The following is a 22895-nucleotide window of genomic DNA, read 5'->3' on the forward strand; positions in this document are numbered from 1 at the left end:
TCTGACAATTTGCCGACATTCGGATGGCGGCAAACTGACATTTGTAGGCAGGATTCTGTTGCAAGCCCGCTGTTTCCTGTGCTGGGGCTTTCCCGGGCGATCCGGAACAAATAGGTAAGTATTTCTGGTGAGTGTCGGGGAAAAACCCTTTCCCGTTCTAAAAAAACGAAAAGGAGGGCTTTTTCTACCGACATGGGAAAAGGGTTGATTATTGTCGTTTTTTATTTGATAACAAACGGAATGTACACCGATAGCATCAAATCAGACAAATGCCCCCGGCGTCCGAGTGCCGGACCGTCGTTGAAGTGTTTCAGTGTGTTCAAACAACCATATTGATAGGAGAGTCCCAATTCACAATGTTTACTCAACCGGTAACCGGCTTTAGCCATTATGGAGAGATCGAATACGGCTTGAGGTTGTACATATAATGTCGGAGCTACCCCCAAGCCGAAATGGAATTTGTCGGTAAGGCGATAGTTCCAACTGGCGGCAACGGAGATCGGCATGATGAAATCGGTGAAACTTTTGCCGTCTTTTCCTCCTCCATAATTTCCATCCCCATCTCCTTCAAAGAAAGGGGAATATTGGTACGTGCTCATACCTTGGAATCCGATAGTTGCATCCAAGTCAAAAAAAGATTTGCGTTCGGGCAGGAAACGGACACGGTAGCCGATCATACCATTACCTTTCAAATCATGGTTATAACCGAGATTAGATGTGTTCCAATCTGATTTACGACTGTCCTGCATCGGAAAACCAACACCGCCACCGACCAACAGGCCGTGTTCGGTCTGGGCGAACACGGTGGTTGAAACGAACAAAAATAAAAATAAGATCTTTTTCATTGTAATCAAAAATTTTAGACAAAGGTAAAGGTCAGTTTTGATAAGTCAAAAAGTGGTCAAAAAGTGGTCAAAAAGTATATGGACAAGCCTGAATTTATATGGACAAAAGACTTTAATGGCTTATGTATCAATAGAAATGCAAAATGAAATGGTCTGGGCTAAATTACGATATTTTCTAATGTCTTTCGGATGATAAACTCGTAAATACCCGTTTTAGAATTGGTCAGTCCAAGTGATTGGCGAGTTCTAAGCCTGCGTTTATTGGCAGAATCCGGATTGATCCCTAAAAGCATGGCTTCTGATTTTATGCTGATATTCAAGAAACTAAGGTAACAGGTCTCTATCTCGGTTTTTTTCAAAGTTTCTATATCTTGTACGGCTGCTTGCCAGTTCGGACAAGCGGAGTCGATCTGCTCTTTTAAGAGCTCCCAATTTTGCTCGGAAAGCGTTTGTCCATATTTTTTCTTGTTGTTCGAACGCTCTTTCAGCTCTTGGAAGAGGGATGAGTGTTGCAATTTCTCGCATTTCAGTATAAGGATTTCCTTTTTGGCCTGAAGCATTTTTTCTCGGATTTGCTTATTCTCTTCCTGTTTCGCATTGGCATTTATTGCTTCGTTTTGCCTGATCTCTTTTTGCATTTTGACTAACAGTTGCTCTTTTTCATCTAACAACCGTTGCTGTTTGTTGATCTTGTTCAATCTTTTCCGGTCCTTGTACAGATAGAACAAAACACTAACTAAACTGACAAAAAGGATGAGTCCGCTTAATAAATAGATGACGGAATATAGTTTTTGGTTTTGTCGGATAACAGTTAATGAATTATGTCGTTTTTCTGCATCGATGATGTCTACCTGTTTCTGTTGATCGTATAAGATATCTTTTGCGGCGTAACATTGTTCAAGATACTGGAATGCTTCCGGAATGTTGTTAGCCTCCTTTTCAATCAAGTAACTTAGGTACAACCGATCGGACGGAGTGTATGGATTATTGGTTGGGCTGTCTGCCATTTTAGCATAATAACGGGCTGAATCTAATTGGCTATAGTTATAGAACAACGTACTTAAAGCTAAATATGTAGGAGCCTTATCTATTGTGTCATAAACCAGACCTCTGAAAAAGTAGGATTTCGCTTCGTCTATTTGATCCAAATGCTCATAAATATTCCCCAGTCCGTTCGCAATCGATGCTATTCCGACTGAATCGTTCATTCCAGTAACGATTGAATCCGCTTTCAGCATCAAATCAAGTGCGAGAGAGATTGAGTCTTCGAATACCCATGTCCTGCTGATATCCCGCAAGGCAAACGCATAACTCCGCGTATTATTTGCTTTTGTGAAAAAGGCGGCAGCCTCTTCATACTTCCGCCGTTCTTCGGAGCCTTGTCCGGTGTAGGTGTACAAGTCTGCCATATAACTGCAAATATATCCGGCTACATTATATAAATGTTTCTTCTTTGCCAAGTTTAACGCCTCCGAATAAGCCTTAGTTGCCGGGATAAACAATTTGTCTTCCACAAACGAACGTCCCAAATACAGGCCAATCCAAGCTTGCTCTTCTGCCGTTCCGTGGCTTTTGTACCAGCCTAAAGCGCGGTCGAGCTGTTCGGCGTAGAGCATGTCTTTAAATAGTTTGTCTGCCGCCCGGCAATACAGCATGCACCAACGGGCGAACTGCCGTTCGTTCAGTTTGTCCGGTAGTTCTACACCTTCCAATATCACGTATGCACTATCCGGATAGACCGGCAGTAACGTTTCCGCCCGATCCATCTGTTCCGAAGCGACCTGATTTTCCCTGCAAGAAAAAAAAGCTATGGATAAAAGAACAAATACAACTATGTTTTTCATGCGAACGGAGATTGTTGCTCAGTATGGCAAAGATAATGAAAGAGATTGGATTTGTAAAAAAAGAGTTCTAAGTTTACGAGGAAAAATACAATATCCCCTTGAAAGGCGGAATGTGCGCTTAAATGATTAATTGGCAACGGTTTGCTTAAAACATATGTTTGTTAAAAAATATTACCCTTGCGGGTAATTTGAATTAGATGGGGTAGAAAATCGAATTAGACGCGGTAGTAGTTTCGATTTGAACCAATGGTTTTTTTAGGAATATGACAATAAGGAGCAAGTGCGTATGGATGAAAATGAAAGAAAATTCCCGGGAGATCTTTTCGAAGGAACGAACCATTAACGCGTTCCTGTCGAAACTATCCGTTCAGGTTTGAACTGACAGAACAAGTTTTTCGCTATGCAGTAGACTGTGAATTGGAAGGACGTTTGATCTCGCTGCAAAGGAAGAAACTGGTACTTGTTGCGTGTGCGCAAGATGCTTCTCTTTTTAGCGGGGAAGAAGAGGAAAACTTTGTCTCTCCGGTGCGGGTCACCGTACAGCCGGATAAGGTGCAAGCCTCTCTTATTGTCGTTCCGGCCTCCCTGCTTCCTAATTGGAAAAGAGAGATACAACGGTTCAGTTCCTTGCGGGTATATGAATATGCAGGGGACCAGAGGAGCCGTGAGTCGTGGAAGAAATTTGACCGCTATCCGGTAATATTGACGACTTACGGACTGCTGCGCCGAGATAATTGAATTGCTGGAAAACTATCCCTTCAAGTATGTGATATTGGATGAAAGCCAGAATATCAAAAATCCCGACTCGGTCCCTTATTTGATAAGGGTTGTAAAGATGGTATTTTGCTTGTCCGAATATGATATCATGTAAATATCATTATCTTTGTGTTGAGGAACGAGAAAACTATTTTATCAGTTTGTATAAATAAGATATGAAAAAGCTGCTACTGTTGTTGTGTTTTGTATTTATACACCAAGTGGTCTATCCGGTTTATTTTAAACATCTAGGCATGAGTGACGGCTTGTCGCAGGTCTCTGTGATGTCGATTTATCAGGATTGCCTGGGACGTATGTGGTTCGGTACACGCGAAGGTGTCAGTATCTATGACGGGGAACGGATGCGGGTGTATAAAGGCTGGGAGAATCTGGACCCGGAAAGCTCTATAAATGTTTTACTCGGACATGAATGTGATCATCTTACTGGAAACAGGCAAGGGGATATTTTCTTTAGGACTTGCGATTCGTTGGTGAGGTATGATATACGGGAAGAGAAATTTTGTGTTGTTAGCGGTTGTAAGGCGAAAACGATAACCTCGGCCGATGGTGATATATGGACGGGGTACGATGATATGGTTTGCCGGTATGATGAAAAAGGAGATAGTCTGCAACTTTATGCGAAGACAAACACTCCCGGTATATCCAGCCTGCTGATCTCGGGGAAGAAGATTTGGATCGGGACTTATGAAGGCCTGTATGTAATTGAAGAGGATAAAAAAGTCCGTTGTCTGATTGAAGGACCTGAATTTTATCGCTTATTTGAAAGTTCTACTGGCGAGATATGGGCCGGTTGCCGTACCGGTGGTTTATACAGGATCACACAAGACGAACGAATCACCTGGTATTCGGAAAGTAATTCCGCACCTTTCCATATAAAGAATAGTCAAATACGGAGCTTTGCTGAAGATCGGTTTGGGAATATCTGGTTCGGCACTTTTATGGGACTGCATAAATATAACCCTTACACGGACCAGTTTACAGTATATCAACAGGATCATTTGCCAGGTAGCCTGTCACATTCTTCTGTTTTCTCTGTTTATATAGATGCACAGGAAACCATATGGGTAGGAACCTATTATGGAGGTGTGAACTATTTTAATGCAGAAAGGGAAATATTCGCTCATTATACGGATAATCCTTTGCGGAAGGAATGCCTGAATTATTCGTTTGTCGGGAATCTGGCGGAAGATAAAGAAGGAAACATCTGGATTTGTACTGAAGGGGGAGGATTGAACTTCATGGATCGTAAAACACGAACCTTTAAATATTTCACTGCAGGTCACCGTAATTCCGTATTGCAGAATAACCTGAAATGCATTGCGTATGACGGAAAGCGGAACCGTCTGTATATCGGCACGCATCATGGAGGGCTTACCCGCTACGATATAAAGACCGGTATTTTTCATAACTACCTGAATGATTACAGGGAAGGAGACAGAAAACCGGACGGTATTATCTTCCATACAATGATTCATAACGATAAGCTGTATGTAAGCGCGATGAACGGAACTTTTGTCATGGATCTTGATACGGACCGGTTCCAATGGATATGCAGAAATGCTCAAAGCTTTACGATCGATAGGGAAGAGAATCTATGGATTTTGATTGGGACTTCTTTATACAAGATGGAGCTGGCCCATCCGGATAATCAGAAACATTATGCTTTGCCCCGTTATGGAATCCAGTTCGAACCTAAACGGATCATGACTACTCGCGCGGGGGATATCTATTTCGTGGTTTTGGGAGGTGGCCTGTATCGGTATGACAAACAGACCGATTCTTTTATCCATTATTCTCAGGAAAGCGGACATCTATTGAGCAATTATTGTTACAATGTCGCAGAGACCAATTCGGAAGAGCTGCTGGTGACCAGTGATAAGGGGGTTACTTTCCTGAATCCTTTCAGTGGAAATGCCCGGTTTGCGACGTTGGGGGCGAACTTACCGATCACGTCCATTGCGGATGGTTGCGGGATTCTGGTGTGCCGGAATAATGAACTTTTTATCGGAGGGAATGACGGACTGACCTCTTTTTATCGGGAAGATCTTGATAAGACGGAAAAGAATTACTCCTTATATTTTTCGGAGCTGTATATTCATAATAAAAGAATCTATCCGGGAGCTGTCTCGGGAGGCATACTAAAGGAGGCTTTTCCTTTCAGCGAATCTATCCAATTGAACTATAAGCAAAACAACCTGATTATAAACTTTGCCACAACCAATTATATTGATATCCAAAAAAATAATGAATATCAATATCGATTAGTTGGTTTTGACGATGATTGGGTTTCCACCTCTTCTTCCAGTATTTATTATACGAACCTGGACCCCGGCAAATATACATTGCTGGTTCGTGAAAAGAATCTGTCCCGGCATTTGATGAACCATCGTGAAATATCTCTGGATATCCAGATCGCCCAACCCTGGTATAAAACGGATTGGGCGTGGGTATTATATGTCCTGACAACTTTTATGATTACTTATCTCACTGTACGGATTTTGAATGCCCGGCGCAAACTGGCGCTATCCCTTGAAAAGGAACGGGAAGAGAAAGAGCGTAACGAAGAGTTGAACCAGGCGAAACTACGTTTCTTTACCAATATCAGCCATGAGTTCCGGACACCTCTAACTCTTATTATCAGTCAGATAGATATGCTTTTTCAGAGTTCCTCTCTTTCTCCGACCTTGTATAACCGGATTATTAAGATCAGCAAGAATGCAAACCGGATGCGGAATATGATTTCCGAGTTGTTGGAATTCAGAAAGTTAGAACAAAATTATGTTTCGTTGCATGTTTGCGAACAGAACTTGATTCCATTTCTGAAAGATATTTATCTTTCGTATTGTGAGTTGGCGACTCAACAATCTATTACATTTAATTTTCAGAATGCAGAGGAGAATCTACTGTTATGGTTTGATTCCAATCAGTTGCAGAAAGTGTTTTACAATCTTTTGTCAAACGCATTTAAATACACGAAGCCGGGAGGTACAGTAGAATTGTATGTATCTTCGGATGAAAATGAAGTTTGTATAAAAGTAATCGATACGGGTATCGGGCTTTCGGCAGATGATGTATCGCATATCTTTGACCGCTTTTATCAGGCCGAAAACGGGAAACAGGTAGCAGGAGCTAATCCTGGTACGGGGCTCGGACTGGCTTTAAGTAAAAATATCATTCATCTTCATCATGGGGATATTGCGGTGCAGAGCCAGGTCGGTTATGGAACGATATTTACAGTTACGTTATTAAGGGGAAATGTTCATTTTGAGAATGATAAGAATGCGATTCTTTTGGAAAGTCCGGACGAACCGATGATCAAGGAAGAATCCTTGCCGGATTCTATTTCTTCTGAAGAATATGAAGAAATGGAGAAAGCTTTTCCCGGTTTGAAGGCTGGCTCTTATAAAGTTCTGATTGTTGAGGACAATGAAGAGCTGTTACAGATATTAAATGCGCTTTTTGCTCCTTTCTATCAGGTTATATTAGCCAGGAATGGGGAAGAAGGATTGAGGAAGGCGAACGAGGAAAAACCGGATTTGGTTGTCAGTGATGTTATGATGCCTTTGATGAGTGGTATGGAGATGTGCATGAAAATCAAGAATAATATCGATTTGTGCCATATTCCGGTTGTTTTGCTTACAGCTCTCGATTCTGTCGAATATAATATAGAGGGACTTCAACAGGGAGCGGATGATTATATCAGCAAACCTTTCCATGCAAAAGTATTGTTGATGCGCTGCAATAATTTGATCCGGAACCGTTTGTTGTTGAAGTCCCAGTTGACTAAGCAAGTTGACTTTGATGTGCAGTTGCTGGCTACGACTTCATTGGATCAACAACTTTTGAACCGGATTGTGGAGATCGTCGATCAGCGGATGGGAGAACCGGACTTTGATGTCAATGCTCTTGCCCGCGAGTTGAATATGGGGCGTAGTTCGTTCTTTACAAAAGTCAAGAACCTGACCGGAATGACTCCTAGTGAATTTATGCAAAACCAACGCATCAACCGTGCGGCAACCTTATTACGGGAACAGCCGGATTTGTTGGTGAATGAAATATCGGATCGGTTAGGGTTTTCCTCAACGGTATATTTTAGTCGATGCTTTAAAGCGAAGTTCGGAGTATCGCCTGCTCAATTCAGAAAGAAAGAGCAGTAAAAAACATATCGAATTGCTAATCGTTTATATTCAAATAGTTAAATCTTCTATTTGGACTATGTGTACATAAGAAACGGACGCTAAGTATAGGTCCGTTTTTTTATGCCCGGCTACATTTGCTTCCGGAGTTTATCAAAATTTATTAATCTAAATCTACCTATTAATGATGAATGATTTAAACATTCCTTTCTTTAGGAAAACGGTGTTTGCAGGAATGGCCACACTATTCTTGTCGACAGGAGTTACCCTGGCCAATCCGGTTAGTGCCGGGGAAGAAGTGATGGAAAAGTATGCTGTAGCATTGTCTCAGCAAAAGAAAGTGACGATTACGGGAATAGTAAAGGATGCTCTCGGTCCGGTAGTTGGTGCCAACGTAGTGGAAAAAGGAACTACGAACGGGACGGTTACAGATATGGAAGGACATTTTTCTTTGCAGGTATCCTCGAATGCCGTACTAGTCGTTTCTTACATCGGTTATATAGATCAGGCGATTCCGGTGAACGGAAAGACCTCTTTCACGGTTCTGCTGAAAGAAGATTCACAGGCTTTGGATGAAGTGGTGGTTGTGGGATATGGTACGCAAAAGAAGGTGAATATGACCGGTGCGGTCACTTCTGTCGATATGAGCAAGATGGTAGACAGCCGTCCGATCACTTCTCTCTCCGCTGGACTTGCCGGTATGGCTCCCGGTGTTTCTGTAACAGCCGGTAATGGTGGACGTCCCGGTAACGATGGGGCAACGATCCGTGTACGTGGGCAGGGTACGTTAAATGATTCCAATCCGTTAGTAATCATCGACGGAGTGGAAGCCAGCATGAATAATATCAACCCGCAAGACGTAGAAAGCATTTCGGTATTGAAGGATGCTGCTTCGTCTGCCATTTATGGTTCCCGTGCTGCAAACGGTGTCATTCTGATCACTACCCGTAGGGGGAAATCGGGTGAAGCGAAAATATCTTATAATGGTTATGTCACAATGCAGAAAGTGGCGAACCGTATCGACTTGGTCTCCAATTATGCCGATTATATGGAATTGTATAACGAAGGGCAACTCAATAGCGACCTCCCCGCGATCTTCAGTCAAGAGAAAATCGATGAATGGCGGGCGGCTGGTAACAGTGATCCTGTCAAATATCCGAACTCTGACTGGCAGGACGCTCTATTTCAGACTGGATGGATGCAGAACCATACAATCAATATCAATGGAGGATCTGACAAGATTCACTATTATATATCCGGTAATTACATGAACAATCCCGGTATTATGGAAAATTCCGGGTATGAACGTTATAGTGCCCGTGTCAATTTGGACGCGGAAGTCAAAGATTGGTTTACTATTGGTGTCAATGCTTACGGTACGCGTGGAAAAGAGGAGTTAGGGTTGTTGAAGACAGAATCGAATGACAATTTCTATACCTACATGCAAGCTACCACACCGGGTATCTGCTATCAGGCACCTGATGGCCGGTATGGTGGTGTAAACAATCCGGAAGACGACCCGCAGAGTAGCTCCAACAATGTCTTGAAGATGTTGAACGACGTCAAAGGAAATCGTACGACCAATAATATCGTTTCTCGTTTTTATGCCCAGCTGAGGCCGTTTAAAGGTTTGACGATTGAAGGATCTTATACGTATGCTTTTTCCGACCAGTTCCTGTATCAACAGCCGGTTTTCCATGATTTGTGGAACTTGTATGACAATACGTTGCAGATTGCCGGAACTGGAGTTTCGAAAGTTATCAACCGCAATAATAAGACTGTCCGTAACAATATGGACGGGCTGGTCAGATATGAAACCGAGATCGACCGGTTGAACATTCAAGCAACGGTCGGAGCCAGTCAGGAAGCCTACCGTAACAACTGGTTTGAGGCCTCCAAAGAAAATTTGACATCCTCTGAATTGACGGAGTTGAATGCTGCCACTGCCAATGCTACTGCAACCGGAACCTATTCCAATTGGGCTATGCGTTCATTTTTTGGCCGGGTCAATTTGAACTGGGATGAAAAATACTTGTTGGAAGCCAATCTTCGTGCCGATGCCTCTTCCCGTTTTGCCAAGAAATATCGTTGGGGCTATTTCCCTTCTTTCTCGTTGGGCTGGCGTATGGAACAGGAAGCTTTCATGAAAGATATCTCATGGCTTAACCAGTTGAAAATCCGCGCCTCGTATGGCTCGTTAGGAAACAATGCTGTGGGAAACTATGACTATCAGTTGTATTATCAGGCCTCTAATTATGTCTTGAACAACGCCTTGCAGGTCGGTATGGCGCAACGTGCTCTTTCGAATGCGGCGTTGACTTGGGAAACTTCCTATGTCACTAATTTCGGTGTGGACTTCGCTCTGTTCTCTAAATTGAGCGGAACTGTCGATGCTTTCGTCAAAAACACCAAAGGGATTCTGATCGAACTGCCAGCACCATTGGTGCATGGTAATGCTACCGTTCCTAAATCCAATGCGGCTGAGGTTCGCAACCGGGGTGTCGAGCTGAGTTTGAACTGGAATGACAAAATCGGTTCTGTGAACTATTTTGTCGGGGGGAATTTCTCATATGTTAAAAATAAAGTGACGAAGTTTAAAGGTGACGAGATGTCTCTGAACGGAACCAACATGATTTTGGAGGGTGAACCGATCAATATCCAATATGTGCTTTCGGTCGACCGGATTATCCAGACGGAAGAGGATATGGCAATAGTGGAAGCTATGGAAGCGAATAATCCGGATGCTTTCAAGCAATATAAGAAACCGGAATATGGAGATTTCTTATATAAAGATGTTGACGGAGACGGATGCATCACTGACAACGACAAGATCAAAGTTGGCAATGGTACTAACCCGACATTCACTTTTGGATTCAATTTCGGTGCCAACTGGAAAGGTTGGGATTTTAGCTGTATCTTGCAAGGTGCTACCGGATTGAAAACATACTGGAGCGGATTGGATGGCGCCAGCTATTGGCCTCAAGTGCGCCGGGGTAACCAGATCAACAAGACCATTGCAGACGGACGTTGGTATCCGGGGCGTACGGATGCTACTTATCCGCGTCTCCTAAATTATACTGATGGACGGAACCGGGTGGCAAGTGACTTCTGGGTACAGGATAAGTCTTATTTGAGAGTGAAAAATGTCCAGTTGGGATATACTATTCCGAAACATCTCTCGCAAAAACTCCTGATCGACAACTTCCGTTTATATGTCAGCATCGATAATGCTTTGACCTTTACGGGATATAAGGGATTGGATCCTGAGGTATCGGGCACGAAATATCCGTCTATGCGATTAACAACATTTGGTTTAAACCTTACATTTTAAATAGTTGAAAACATGAAAAAGATCATAATCTATTTGGCGACAATGCTTTTAGCTGCCATGACATTCACCGGTTGCTATGATTTGGAGACCTATCCGGGAGACAAAGTCAATGAAGGTACATTTTACAAGACCGGCGATCACGCTCATCAAGGCTTGATGGGAATCTATGGCATGCTGCGTCTGAACGAGGCATACGGTTACCAGTTCTGCTTCGATCATTTGGGAGATATCGCTTACGGGTATAACTATTATATGATGTTCCTGGCTACCTATACCGACCGTGATGGAACGATACAAGCCCATTGGCAGACCTTCTATGACGGTATACATCGTGTCAATACCTTTATACGTTCCGTAAAGGGAATGGGCGGTATTATCACTGATGAACAGATCAATGAATATGTGGCGGAAGCCAAATTCCTTCGTGCGATGTTCTACTTTTCCTTGACAGACCTTTTCGGTGGGGTTCCCTATTATGATGAGTCAACTAATGTCAACGAGGAGTTTATGAATCTGAAACAGCCGAGAAGTAGCCTCGAAGAGGTACGTGCTCATATTTTGGAAGATTTGGACGAGGCGATCAAATACCTTCCTGTCGAACATGCTGCCAGCGAATATGGGCGTGCTACTAAAGGTGCTGCCTATGCCCTTCGTGGTAAAGTGTATCTTTATGACAAGGAGTGGCAATCAGCCATCAACGATTTTGAAGAAATCGTCTATAACAAGTCCAATAACTATGGTTATGATCTCGATGACGATTACGCCCGTGTTTTCAAACTCTATAACGGGGCGAAAAGTCCGGAAACAGTATTCTCGATCCAGAATAAGAGTGGTGTTGGCACTGAATATGGTATGCAGATACAAGCTTTGATGGGATGCCGTGGCGCTTATGGAAGTTGCTGGAACAATACAGTTCCTTCTACACAATTGGTGGATATGTATGAGTTCAAAGATGGCCGCCCTTTCAACTGGGATGAGATTTTCCCCGGTTATAACGCGATGACACCTGAACAGCGTAAGGAGCTCCTTAGTGTCGAGATGGACGGAGCCGGAGCCATAGTTGGGCTTCGTGAAGCAGATACAGCCAAAATCCTGAGTGCCTATACCTGTCGCGATCCGCGCCTGATGGCCACTGTGATCGTTCCTTATTCACACTATATGGGAAATATTGGTCGAACGACTAACGTGGATTTGATCTTCGCTTTGGATCATAACCTGTCGGGGAATGCCAACGGTGGCACAATCCAGAACAATGCAGGTTGGGTATCTTATCTCTATCGGAAGTTCGTGACCGAAGGAGATCAGGGCGGTGCGATCAGCAACCGTTTGCATACACCGTTCGCTTTTCCTTTGATCCGCTTTGCTGACGTTCTCTTGATGCTTTCCGAGGCCTACAACGAAGCGGGACAGTTAGACAAGGCCGTGATCGAATTCAACAAGGTTCGTACCCGTGTTGGTATGCCGGGCTTGAACTCCGGTCCAGAGTGGATGGTTGTCAGCAATAAAGAACAGATGGCCGAGCGGATACGCAAGGAACGTGCCGTTGAGTTTGCCGGGGAAGGACTTCGTTTCAGTGACTTGCGTCGTTGGGGATATGAAATTGCCCACAAAACGCTCAATAACGTTGATGCTGTCAATATCTATGGCGAGCCGATCTATACCCATCTGTTTACCGAACGTGATATGCTTTGGCCTATACCTGGTGTGGAAAGGGAACGGAATGATGCGTTGACACAGAATCCGGGTTGGTAACCTCGATTGATTAAGAAACTGTTTTGATTTTTTCGCTTCATGATTTGAGATGTATTTTTGGATCAGATTCATCTCTCTGATGGGGAAGATAGCGGGCTATCTGACGGAGAAGAGAGGCGGATATGACCAAAAAGATGCTCAAAGTATAGGCAAAAACAATGGCAAAATAACAAAGCAGGCTGTTTGTAAAAAATCAAAACAGTTTCTAAGCAGTTGTGTTAAGTTTGATATAGTAGCATGGAGGCACAGAGTCGCGGAGCTCTGATTAGCATATAAGAAAGCTTTGTGAACACTGTGTCTCTTTTATTTGGATCATTGAAAATCCCTTTAACTTATGTGTTTATGAGATTGATTAATTTAATAGGTTTATTTTTCCTGTTGTTCTCCTTTGTGGTAACAGGGCGGGATCTCTCTGTCCGGCAATCCGGAAAAGACTTGCTCCAGCATCCCAGGTTACTTTTCAGTAAGCAAGAGGAACAGCGGATTCGTGATTTATTTGGAACCGAACCTTTATTGGATAGCTTATACGTCGGCCTGATGAAGGAGGCGGAACGTTTGTTGCTGGTTCCTCCGCAGGAAGATCCTCGAAGGGAAATAAAAAACACGAAAGATATACTGCCTATCAGCCGTGAACAGGTTTACCGGATGGTAAACCTGGCCCTGGCCTACCGGTTAAGCGGAGACAGACGTTTTGCGGAGAAGGCGGAGAAAGAGTTGGTCCACGTTTGTAATTTCCCTGACTGGGATCCTATTCACTACTTGGATGTGGCGGAAATGACGACGGCTGTAGCCATTGGTTACGATTGGCTGTACGATGTGTTGGCTCCTTCGACCAGACAGTTGGTTGTTCATTCAATTAAAACAAAGGCATTGGATCTTGTCGTTGAGGAATATAACACCGGAAATGCGGATTCTTGGGCGAAACGCGAAACGAACTGGAATGTGGTTTGCAATACCGGAATGGTATTGGGTGCTTTGGCCATTGAAGAGCATTATCCGGAACTGGCCAAGCATATCATTGGTGAAGCGGTCAGGTATATCCCGAACTGCCTGAAGCATTTTGCACCGGATGGTGTTTGCTACGAGGGACCTGCTTATTGGGGATATACGAACATGTACTTATCTCTTTTGTTGAAAGCGTTGAATGATAATTTTGGCGGGGACTTCGGACTTTCGGAAATGGTGGGAGTGGATAAAAGCGTCCTGTATTATATGCATAGCACAAGCCCTTCCGGCAAGATATTCAATTTTGCCAATTCCGGTAGTACGGCTCCTGCGGCAGAGCCCATTTATTTTTATTTCAGTCGGGCTTTCAACCAACCGGAAGTAGCGACATTTTATCGGGATGTCTTGTCAAAGACGGTTCATGAGGGAAATTATTTCAGATTCTACTTCCTGTCCATTCCTTGGTATGATACGGCCTCTTCTACTGCTGATGCTTTGCCGAAACTGAAGGTGTACGAAGGTATCAATGACATTGTCGTGTTCAACGGAAACCGGAATATTCCTAACAGTCTCTATCTGATTGCTAAAACCGGAGATCCGGATATGGCGCACCAACAGCTGGATATAGGAACCTTTATTGTCGAGATGAACGGGATAAGGTGGACGGACGATTTGGGGACTGATAACTATAACCTACCCGGATTCTGGGATTATAAGCCGGATGGACAGCGCTGGACGTATTTCAGAAATTCGAATTTCAGCCACAATACGTTGTCGATTGACCATAAACTGCAAAACTCGGCCGGGACAGGTGAGATCGATCGGCTGGACGATAGGGCCGCCCAACCTTTTGTCACAATGAATATGAGCACGGCTTATGCCGGACAGAGCCGTTTTGTTTATCGGACATTTCGTATGCTTGATGATACCCGTATACTGGTTACGGACAGTGTAGGGTTGCAGAGCCCGTCCCAGTCGGTGCAATGGTCCGTGATAACTTCGGCAGACGTTGAATGTAAAGGAAATACTGCCGTTCTCAGGAAAGACGGTAAATCTTTTTCCTTGAAGATTGCTTCACCCACCAATGCTTCTTTTACGACAAAGGCGGCAAAAAGAGGGACGGAAGCGGAGAAACCGATAGAGGGGTATACGGTCCTATCGGCATCAGTATCGGGTGAGCCTGTACAAGTGATCAAAGTTCTCTTGTCGGGAGAATAGAAGAGTAGTTACATTAAAAAATAAATAATATAAAGATGGTAAAAGTGAAGCATTTAATGGGCATGGCACTCAGTGTTGCGTTGATTTCCTGCGGAGGAACAGGAAATGGGTTTGTTGAAGAGAACGTAGAGTTTGCCCGTAAACAGATAGGACAAGAAATCGAGCTGATCGAGGCGAGCGGCAAGTTTATGAACCCGACTACGCTGAACCCGGACGGTTCCGTTTATTATTGTAACTTGGCGGACTGGCGCAGTGGTTTTTTCCCCGGTTCGGTTTGGTATTTGTATGAATTGACAGGGGATAAGAGCCTGTTGCCTCTTGCACAGAAATACACGGAAGCGGTGAAAGATGCCAAAAACATCAAGTGGAACCATGATGTCGGCTTTATGATTTATTGCAGTTTTGGGAACGGTTTGCGTCTGACGGGCGATCCGGAATACAAGGAGGTGATTGTCGAAGCTGCCCGTTCCTTGTCTACCCGCTTTCGGCCGGTAGCGGGGATTATCCAGTCATGGGACGTGGATAGAGGATGGATTTCGGAACGGGGCTGGGAGTGTCCGGTGATCATCGATAATATGATGAATCTCGAACTGTTGTTTGCCGCTACACGGTTGTCCGGTGACTCTGCTTTCTATAAGGTTGCCGTTTCGCATGTCGACCGTACTATAAAGGAACAATATCGCCCGGATGGCAGTTGTTATCATGTGGTGGATTATAGCTTGAAAGACGGCTCCGTACGCAATCGGCATACGGCACAGGGATATGCGCACGAATCGGCATGGAGCCGTGGACAAGCCTGGGGCATTTACGGTCTGACGCTGTGTTACCGGGAGACCGGAGACCGGAAGTATCTCGACCTGGCTTTAAAAGCGATCCGTTTTATGTTCAGTCATAAAAATACGCCCGAAGACCTTGTATTTTATTGGGATATGGATGCCCCGAACATTCCTGACGATTACCGGGATGCTTCGGCCGCTGCTTGTATCGCCTCCGCTTTGTATGAGATTAGTACGATGGATGTGCCTGAACCGCAAACGTATAAGGCATATGCCGACCGGATCATGAAAAGTCTGGCTTCTCCGGCTTACCGAGCTGAGTTGGGTACGAACGGAAACTTTTTGCTGATGCATTGTGTCGGAAGTATTCCGCATAATGGAGAAATAGATGTCCCGTTGAATTATGCTGACTATTACTTCCTGGAAGCTTTGAAGCGGAAACGAGACATTGAGCAAAAGGGTTCCAAAGGCTGCTAATTACATCTGCAAAACCGGTTCGCGCCGCAGGTGCAAGTAGGCCCGTATCCACCGTTCTGTATTTCGTCGCAATACAGGTCGTACATTTTCATTTTGACCTGGTTGCTGATCCGGCGAAATTCACCGGCAATGGATTCGGGCGTACCTTTTGCACGTGCCGGGTTGTAGAAGCTGGTGTGTATCAGGTTGCGTACTTTTCCTGTGAAAGCAGGGCAGTTTTCTTCTGCATCTCTGCTGACGGTGATCACATAGTCCCAGGGGGCATCTATATATTCTTCTACCGCTTTCGGTTTATGATGGCTGATATCGATGCCGGAAGATGCCAATGTCTGGACGGCGAGCGGATGTACCTCTATGGCCGGACTGATCCCGGCGGAATGAACGATAAGCGTTCTGTCAAATGATTGTAGCCAGCCTTGTGCCATCTGGCTGAGGCAACTGTTGTCAGAGCAAAGGATTAATATTTTCATGTTCTTCTTTTTCTATTTAACAAACAAATGTAATAAATGTTAGGCTTTAGAGATAATATTTCACCTTTGCTGCCGATTGATTTTGTTTATTGCATGAAAGATATTGTTTATATAGGCTCGTTATTGTTCGCTCTGATACTTGTCTCTTGTGAAAAACGAGTTGCCCCTTTTCCTGATAATCAAGTCGCCAAGGTTCTTTTGAGAATCATCCGGACAGCTTGAATTTGCAAATATCGTTTTACAAACATCGGACTCTGTTTTCATGACGGGAGTTTCCACTGATGTCAATGAAAGTTCCCGTGCTTTCTTCCTTACCTTCGCCTGGAATTTCCAGTTTGGGCGGAAATATCAGAGCAGCGGAAAGAAAATCTGGAATCAAGATACGGATGCTGGCGTGATGAATACTTCCAAATAATGAATTTTTGCGGGCCTAACTCCTGTTCTTTATTATTATTTCGGCAATATTTCGTATATTTACAGCCTATTATGGCTTATGAGCAATTGCCACAGAGCCCGGGATGATGCAAAAGATTTGGATAGAGATATATGAGACCAGAAGATATTACAGAACAGGACGAAAACGAAACAATAAAAGATACGGAAGGACAACCGGCTGCTGATGAAAACAGGGATGAGACTGTCGAAACGGAAGCAAGCCGGGAGATACATTCGGAATATAAGATACCGGGCAAATCGGAAAGCCGGGTTTCTTATCATTTGTCGGGTATGTATCAGGATTGGTTCCTCGATTATGCCTCCTATGTAATTTTGGAGCGTGCCGTTCCGCATATCAACGACGGACTGAAACCCGTACAGCGCCGAATCCTGCACTCGATGAAGCGATTGGACGATGGGCGCTATAACAAGGTGGCGAACATTGTCGGACATACCATGCAATTCCACCCGCATGGCGACGCCTCTATCGGTGATGCACTGGTACAGCTCGGACAGAAAGACTTGTTGATCGACTGCCAGGGAAACTGGGGGAATATTCTCACTGGCGACGGTGCTGCGGCTCCGCGTTATATCGAGGCGCGCCTCTCCAAGTTTGCGCTTGAAACGGTCTTCAATCCGAAAACGACTCTCTGGCAACTTTCCTACGACGGACGGAACAAGGAGCCGGTGACGCTTCCCGTCAAGTTTCCTTTGTTACTGGCACAAGGTGTGGAAGGTATCGCCGTAGGGCTTTCTTCCAAAATATTGCCGCATAATTTCAACGAACTTTTGGATGCATCCGTCGCTTATTTGCGAGGGGAAGAGTTTACCTTGTATCCCGATTTCCAGACCGGTGGGTATATTGATGTTTCAAAATATAACGACGGTGAACGCGGTGGTTCCGTAAAGGTGCGTGCCAAGATTACGAAACTGGACAACAAGACGCTTGTTATCAGCGAGATCCCATATGGAAAGACAACCTCTACTTTGATTGAATCGATCCTAAAAGCAAACGATAAGGGAAAGATCAAAATCAAGAAGGTGGATGATAATACGGCCCGTAACGTGGAAATCCTCGTGCACCTGGCTCCAGGTGTCTCTTCCGACAAAACGATCGATGCGTTGTATGCTTTCACGGATTGCGAGATCAGCATTTCACCGAATTGTTGTGTCATTATGGACAACAAGCCGCACTTCCTGACGGTAAGCGATGTGCTGAAGCATTCGACTGACGACACGCTTCACCTGCTCCGTACCGAACTGGAGATACAGAAAGGGGAATTGGAAGAATCGCTCTTTTTCGCTTCCCTGGAAAAGATATTCATCGAAGAACGCATCTACAAAGACAAGGAGTTTGAAGAGGCGAAAGATATGGACGAGGCGATCGCTCACATCGACAAACGCCTTGACCCGTTCAAACCGCACTTTATCCGCGAAGTGACCCGTGAGGATATCCTGAAACTGATGGAGATCAAGATGGGACGTATCCTTAAGTTCAATACGGACAAATGTAATGCGACCATTGCCCAGTATAAGGAAGAGATTGCCAAGATTGACGACCATCTGGCGCATATCGTGGATTATACGGTCGACTGGTTTATGATGCTGAAAGAAAAATACGGCAAGAACTATCCGCGTATGACCGAGGTGCGCAATTTCGACACGATCGAGGCGACTAAAGTGGTCGAAGCGAACGAAAAACTATATATCAACCGTGCCGAAGGATTTATAGGGACAGGTTTGAAGAAGGACGAATTTGTCTGCAACTGTTCCGACATCGACGATATTATTCTTTTCTACCGCAACGGCACGTACAAGGTCGTGAAGGTGAGCGAGAAGATGTTCGTCGGAAAAGATATTCTTTACTTGAATGTCTTCAAGAGGAATGATAACCGTACGATCTATAATGTGATTTATCGGGATGGAAAGGTGGGGTATAATTATATCAAACGTTTTGCCGTAACAGGTGTGACACGTGATAAGGAATATGATATTACCAAGGGAACGGAAGGTTCTCGCATCCTTTATTTCAGTGCCAATGCCAATGGCGAAGCCGAGACGGTAAAGGTGATCCTGAAGCCGAAACCCCGCCAGAAATTACTTGTCTTTGAGAAGGATTTCAGCGAGATCGCGATCAAAGGGCGTGGCTCTATGGGGAATATCCTGACAAAGGCGGATATCCATAAGGTCAGCCTGAAGCAGAAAGGAAGTTCGACCTTGGGAGGCCGTATGGTTTGGTTTGATCGCGATGTATTACGCCTGAATTACGACGGGCGTGGAGAGGAGTTGGGTGAATTCCAGAGTGACGATCTGATCCTGGTGATTCTTCAGAATGGCGATTTCTATACGACCAATTTCGATCTGAGCAACCATTATGAACCTACTATATTGAATATCGAGAAGTTTGATGCGAATAAGGTTTGGACGGCTGCCCTTTACGATGCCGACCAAAAGTATTATTATCTGAAACGTTTCCAGTTGGAGGCTGGAAGCCGCAAGCAGAATTTCCTCGGTGAGAATCCGAAAAGTCGTTTGATGCTGCTTACCGACGAGGCTTATCCGCGAATCGAGGCGGTGTTTGGCGGGCATGACGCTTTTCGTGAACCGCTGGTGTTGGATGCGGAAGAATTCATTGCCGTGAAAGGATTCAAGGCGAAAGGAAAACGTATTTCGACTTTTGATATAGAAACAATCAACGAACTCGATCCCGTCCGTTTTGCTCCGGTGGAACAACCGCAGGAGCAGAATGACGATGATGGTGGGGAAGCGGATCTCGATCCGGATGCAGATAAGAGCAACTCGGATATTATCGATGAGATTACCGGGCAAATGAAGCTTTTTTGAGTATGAAGAATGAATAATTTAAAAAGAATGATTTAGGTGTCAACTGTTAAACGTCCACTATTAATTGTCAACTGTCAATTGTCAATTGTCAATTTCCTCTGCCTTCTCTTCCTTTGCCTCCCTTTTCCGGCAACCGCTCAGGCAGAGGACGCGCCCCGCTCGACCAACGAGAGCACGATGGTCGGGATCGGCGGTTATAATTTGAGGGATACCTATCTCTCGCCTAGTACGGACATTAATTATACAGGTTGGGTGGCACGGATTCTCAATGAACGGATGAAAGTCGTACGGTTGGCAGACTATAATGTGTCCCGCCAGCAATTGATTAATGTGGAGTTCGGTTCGACCCGAAATGGTGCAGGGACAGCAAACGAATATGCCGGATTCGTGGATTATAGTCTGGGCTATCATTACCGTTTTCCTCACCTGCAACCCGGATTGAAGGTCCTGACCGGAGCGTCCGCACGTCTTTCGGGAGGTTTTATCTATAATACGCGTAACAGCAACAATCCGGTTTCAGGCAAGGCGGATTTCGATTTGAACCTGTCAGCTATGGCAATCTATAATTTTAAGATCAAGGACTTTCCGCTCACGCTCCGTTATCAGGCGGAGATACCGTTTGCCGGTGTACTCTTCTCGGTGCATAAGGGCGAACCCTATTATTTCTTGACGCAAGGTAGTGCGGACGGGATCGTGCGGTTCAGTTCGTTCCATAATAAGTTTGCGATGAGGAACTATTTCACGCTCGATATTCCGGTGTCGAGCTTTACGGTCCGTGTCGGTTACCTGAACAGTATGTACCGGACGGATGTGAACAGCATCAAGACGCATGTCCTCTCCAACTCGTTTATGATCGGACTTGTGAAAGAGTTTGTCTCTTTCGGAGGCAAGCGGTTGAAGAGCGAGCGAGATCGGTATAAAAGTGCTTACTATTAAAGATTTATGATTTATGAGACCTTTTCTCTTTTCCCTCTGTCTCCTCTTTTTCTTCGGTTGCGAGAAAGCAACGGAATATAATTCGTCCCCCCGTGATAATTTCGAGGCGCTTTGGCGTATCATGGACGAGAACTACTGCTTCTTTGCTTTCAAGGATGTCGACTGGGACGAGGTGCACGACCGCTACAATCTGCTTGTTAAAGATACGATGGATCAGTACGAATTGTTTGATATCCTCGGCAAGATGTTGGCCGAGGTAAAAGATGGGCATACCAACCTGATCTCTTCTTTTGATATGTCTCGTTACTGGGCTTGGTATGAAGATTATCCGGCCAACTTCTATACCGAAATACAAGATAATTATCTCGGCACGGATTACAAGATTGCCGGAGGCATGAAGTACAAACGTTTGGCGGACGATAAGATCGGATATGTCTATTACGGTAGTTTTTCGAGCGGTGTGGGTGAAAACAACCTTGATTATATGTTCGCACATTTCAAGGGATGCAAAGGGTTGATATTCGATGTGCGCGACAATGGGGGCGGTTCCATGCTCTATTCCGACCGTATCGCCTCGCGTTTCCTTGAGGAAAGGATTCTGACGGGGTATACGCAATATAAGAAAGGAAACGGGCATAACGATTTCACCCAGCCCAATCCGGTCTATCTTTCTCCTTCAGACCGTATTCGCTGGCCTTATCCGGTGGTCGTGTTGACCAATCGGCATTCCTATAGTGCCACGAACGATTTTGTCAATGTGATGCGTCTCCTTCCGCAAGTCACGGTCATGGGTGACCGTACGGGAGGCGGCAGCGGCTTGCCTTTCAGTTCGGAATTACCGAACGGATGGAGTGTCCGTTTCTCGGCCTGCCCGGTCCTGGATGTAAACAAACAGCATACGGAGTTCGGAATCGATCCGGACATTGCGGTTTCCATTACGGGCGAGGATATCCAAAAAGGACGGGATACGATCATAGAGGCGGCGATAGAGTTGTTGTTGGCAAAAGGGGATTACAAATAAAGAGAAACAGAAGTATCTTTTCCTCATAAAGATAGGATTATTTCTTCACTTAAACCGGTGTATTTTGCGATGGTCGCAATGTCTACTCCCGTGTTTTTCATCTTGGAAGCGACTTGGCGTATACCATCTGCAAGACCTTCTGCTTTTCCTTCCGCTTTCCCCTCTATTCTCCCTTCTAATTTGGCTGTGCCGATCACGTCGTTTTGAATCATGATGGCGTCGAGGTGACGATCATAGACAAGGCGTTCCTCGGGCGACATCGAGTAGTATTTCAAAATCTCGCGTGCCTCTTTCAAGCCCGGTGCGGTCGTGTCAGGATGGATTGTGCCGTCTTTCAGGTATTCGATCCATTCGTCTAAAGGGGTAAGAGCCACTTTGTCGAACTCGTTTACACGGATCAGGATATATTCGGGAAAGATTTCGGCAGGAAGACGTGAGACGATCACATCCCGTTCACGCGTGTTGACACGCAGATGGTCTCCCGTATGTACACCGACGAAATGATTTTGGCCGTGATAGATATAGTCTGTCCCAATACCAATGTCGAAATAGAGGATGCTGATGGAGTAGACTTTCTTGATTTTCTCGTAGCCTTCGCCAAGCGAGATATGTTCAGTGATAGCTTTAGCTACGCCGTACAGGATGCGTTCCAAGTAGTGCAGTTCGCGTGTGTTCTGTATCTCGACAAGGATGATTTCGCCTTTGCTGTTCAAGGCTTTGATGTCGACACGGTTGAACTTGTCGTCGGCGCTTTCCTGGTTGCCTTCACTTTCGAGGATTTCGACGATCCTGATTTCTTCGTTCAGCATGACGGTCAGGAAACCGTCAAGCACATCGAAATTGGCCTTTTGGCGCAACAAACGCTTGATGGCCCAGTCGAAGCGAATATACCTGTCCTGCAACTTTTTTCTTTCCATCTCTTCCGTGATTTTCAGATCCGACCCTTTTTCTTTCATAGTTACTGTTTTTATTTGTTATTACTTGATCCACAAATATACATATTATTTATAAACGGGCAACGGATTGGGAAGAATGTTCAAGGTCGCCGCACCCAATCCTGCAACAACAATTTCTTATTTCTATGGAGA

Annotated in this window: 14 protein-coding genes; 10 read left to right on the top strand and 4 right to left on the bottom strand. The window is 44.8% G+C overall.

Annotated elements, in window-relative coordinates; translation table 11 throughout:
- Positions 1-221 precede the first annotated feature (221 nt).
- Entirely contained in the window at positions 222-845 is a 624-nt protein-coding gene (locus NQ564_RS15945) for an outer membrane beta-barrel protein (RefSeq protein ID WP_021863008.1), read from the bottom strand.
- A gap of 158 nt (positions 846-1003) precedes the next feature.
- The gene (locus tag NQ564_RS15950) at positions 1004-2689 is read right to left on the bottom strand and encodes a hypothetical protein (RefSeq protein WP_008146878.1); all 1686 of its coding nucleotides are present in this window, start codon (positions 2687-2689) and stop codon (positions 1004-1006) included.
- Positions 2690-3106: 417 nt separating this feature from the next.
- Here NQ564_RS15950 and NQ564_RS15955 point away from each other — a divergent pair, with 417 nt between their 5' ends.
- From NQ564_RS15955 to NQ564_RS15980, 6 genes are all read left to right on the top strand, one after another.
- A complete protein-coding gene (locus NQ564_RS15955; protein ID WP_008146881.1) occupies positions 3107-3427 on the top strand; it encodes an SNF2-related protein in 321 nt (106 codons plus the stop codon).
- Between the two features lie 194 nt (positions 3428-3621).
- Complete coding sequence (locus tag NQ564_RS15960; protein ID WP_008146885.1) at positions 3622-7623, top strand: hybrid sensor histidine kinase/response regulator transcription factor; 4002 nt, start codon at positions 3622-3624, stop codon at positions 7621-7623.
- Between the two features lie 163 nt (positions 7624-7786).
- Positions 7787-10933 carry a SusC/RagA family TonB-linked outer membrane protein gene (locus NQ564_RS15965; protein ID WP_008146887.1) on the top strand — a complete coding sequence of 1049 codons (3147 nt, stop codon included), beginning with the start codon at positions 7787-7789 and terminating at the stop codon, positions 10931-10933.
- Positions 10934-10945: 12 nt separating this feature from the next.
- Positions 10946-12685 (top strand): RagB/SusD family nutrient uptake outer membrane protein, encoded by a 1740-nt coding sequence (locus tag NQ564_RS15970; RefSeq protein WP_008146889.1) that lies wholly within the window; start codon positions 10946-10948, stop codon positions 12683-12685.
- A 342-nt stretch (positions 12686-13027) separates the two neighbouring features.
- Entirely contained in the window at positions 13028-14848 is a 1821-nt protein-coding gene (locus NQ564_RS15975) for a heparinase II/III domain-containing protein (protein WP_129650234.1), read from the top strand.
- 35 nt (positions 14849-14883) lie between these two features.
- Positions 14884-16101 (top strand): glycoside hydrolase family 88 protein, encoded by a 1218-nt coding sequence (locus NQ564_RS15980; protein WP_008146893.1) that lies wholly within the window; start codon positions 14884-14886, stop codon positions 16099-16101.
- Here the strand turns inward: NQ564_RS15980 and NQ564_RS15985 are convergent.
- A complete protein-coding gene (locus tag NQ564_RS15985) occupies positions 16098-16571 on the bottom strand; it encodes an arsenate reductase ArsC (protein ID WP_081450191.1) in 474 nt (157 codons plus the stop codon). The two genes, NQ564_RS15980 and NQ564_RS15985, sit on opposite strands and share 4 nt — an antisense overlap.
- Before the next feature lie 262 nt (positions 16572-16833).
- Here NQ564_RS15985 and NQ564_RS15990 point away from each other — a divergent pair, with 262 nt between their 5' ends.
- The 4 genes from NQ564_RS15990 to NQ564_RS16005 all read left to right on the top strand — a co-directional run bounded on the left by NQ564_RS15990 (position 16834) and on the right by NQ564_RS16005 (position 21807).
- Complete coding sequence (locus tag NQ564_RS15990) at positions 16834-16986, top strand: hypothetical protein (RefSeq protein ID WP_008146896.1); 153 nt, start codon at positions 16834-16836, stop codon at positions 16984-16986.
- A gap of 131 nt (positions 16987-17117) precedes the next feature.
- Positions 17118-19850 carry a DNA gyrase/topoisomerase IV subunit A gene (locus tag NQ564_RS15995; RefSeq protein WP_008146897.1) on the top strand — a complete coding sequence of 911 codons (2733 nt, stop codon included), beginning with the start codon at positions 17118-17120 and terminating at the stop codon, positions 19848-19850.
- 36 nt (positions 19851-19886) lie between these two features.
- Positions 19887-20786 carry a DUF3316 domain-containing protein gene (locus tag NQ564_RS16000; RefSeq protein ID WP_008155972.1) on the top strand — a complete coding sequence of 300 codons (900 nt, stop codon included), beginning with the start codon at positions 19887-19889 and terminating at the stop codon, positions 20784-20786.
- A gap of 13 nt (positions 20787-20799) precedes the next feature.
- On the top strand, positions 20800-21807 hold the full coding sequence (locus tag NQ564_RS16005) for a S41 family peptidase (protein ID WP_008146899.1): 1008 nt from the start codon (positions 20800-20802) through the stop codon (positions 21805-21807).
- Between the two features lie 23 nt (positions 21808-21830).
- Here NQ564_RS16005 and NQ564_RS16010 read toward each other — a convergent pair whose 3' ends face one another.
- Positions 21831-22763, bottom strand: a complete 933-nt coding sequence (locus tag NQ564_RS16010; protein WP_008146901.1) for an Rpn family recombination-promoting nuclease/putative transposase — start codon at positions 22761-22763, stop codon at positions 21831-21833.
- Positions 22764-22895: the final 132 nt, after the last annotated feature.

The sequence above is a fragment of the Parabacteroides johnsonii DSM 18315 genome (assembly GCF_025151045.1).
In the GTDB taxonomy this organism is placed as follows: Bacteria; Bacteroidota; Bacteroidia; order Bacteroidales; family Tannerellaceae; genus Parabacteroides; species Parabacteroides johnsonii.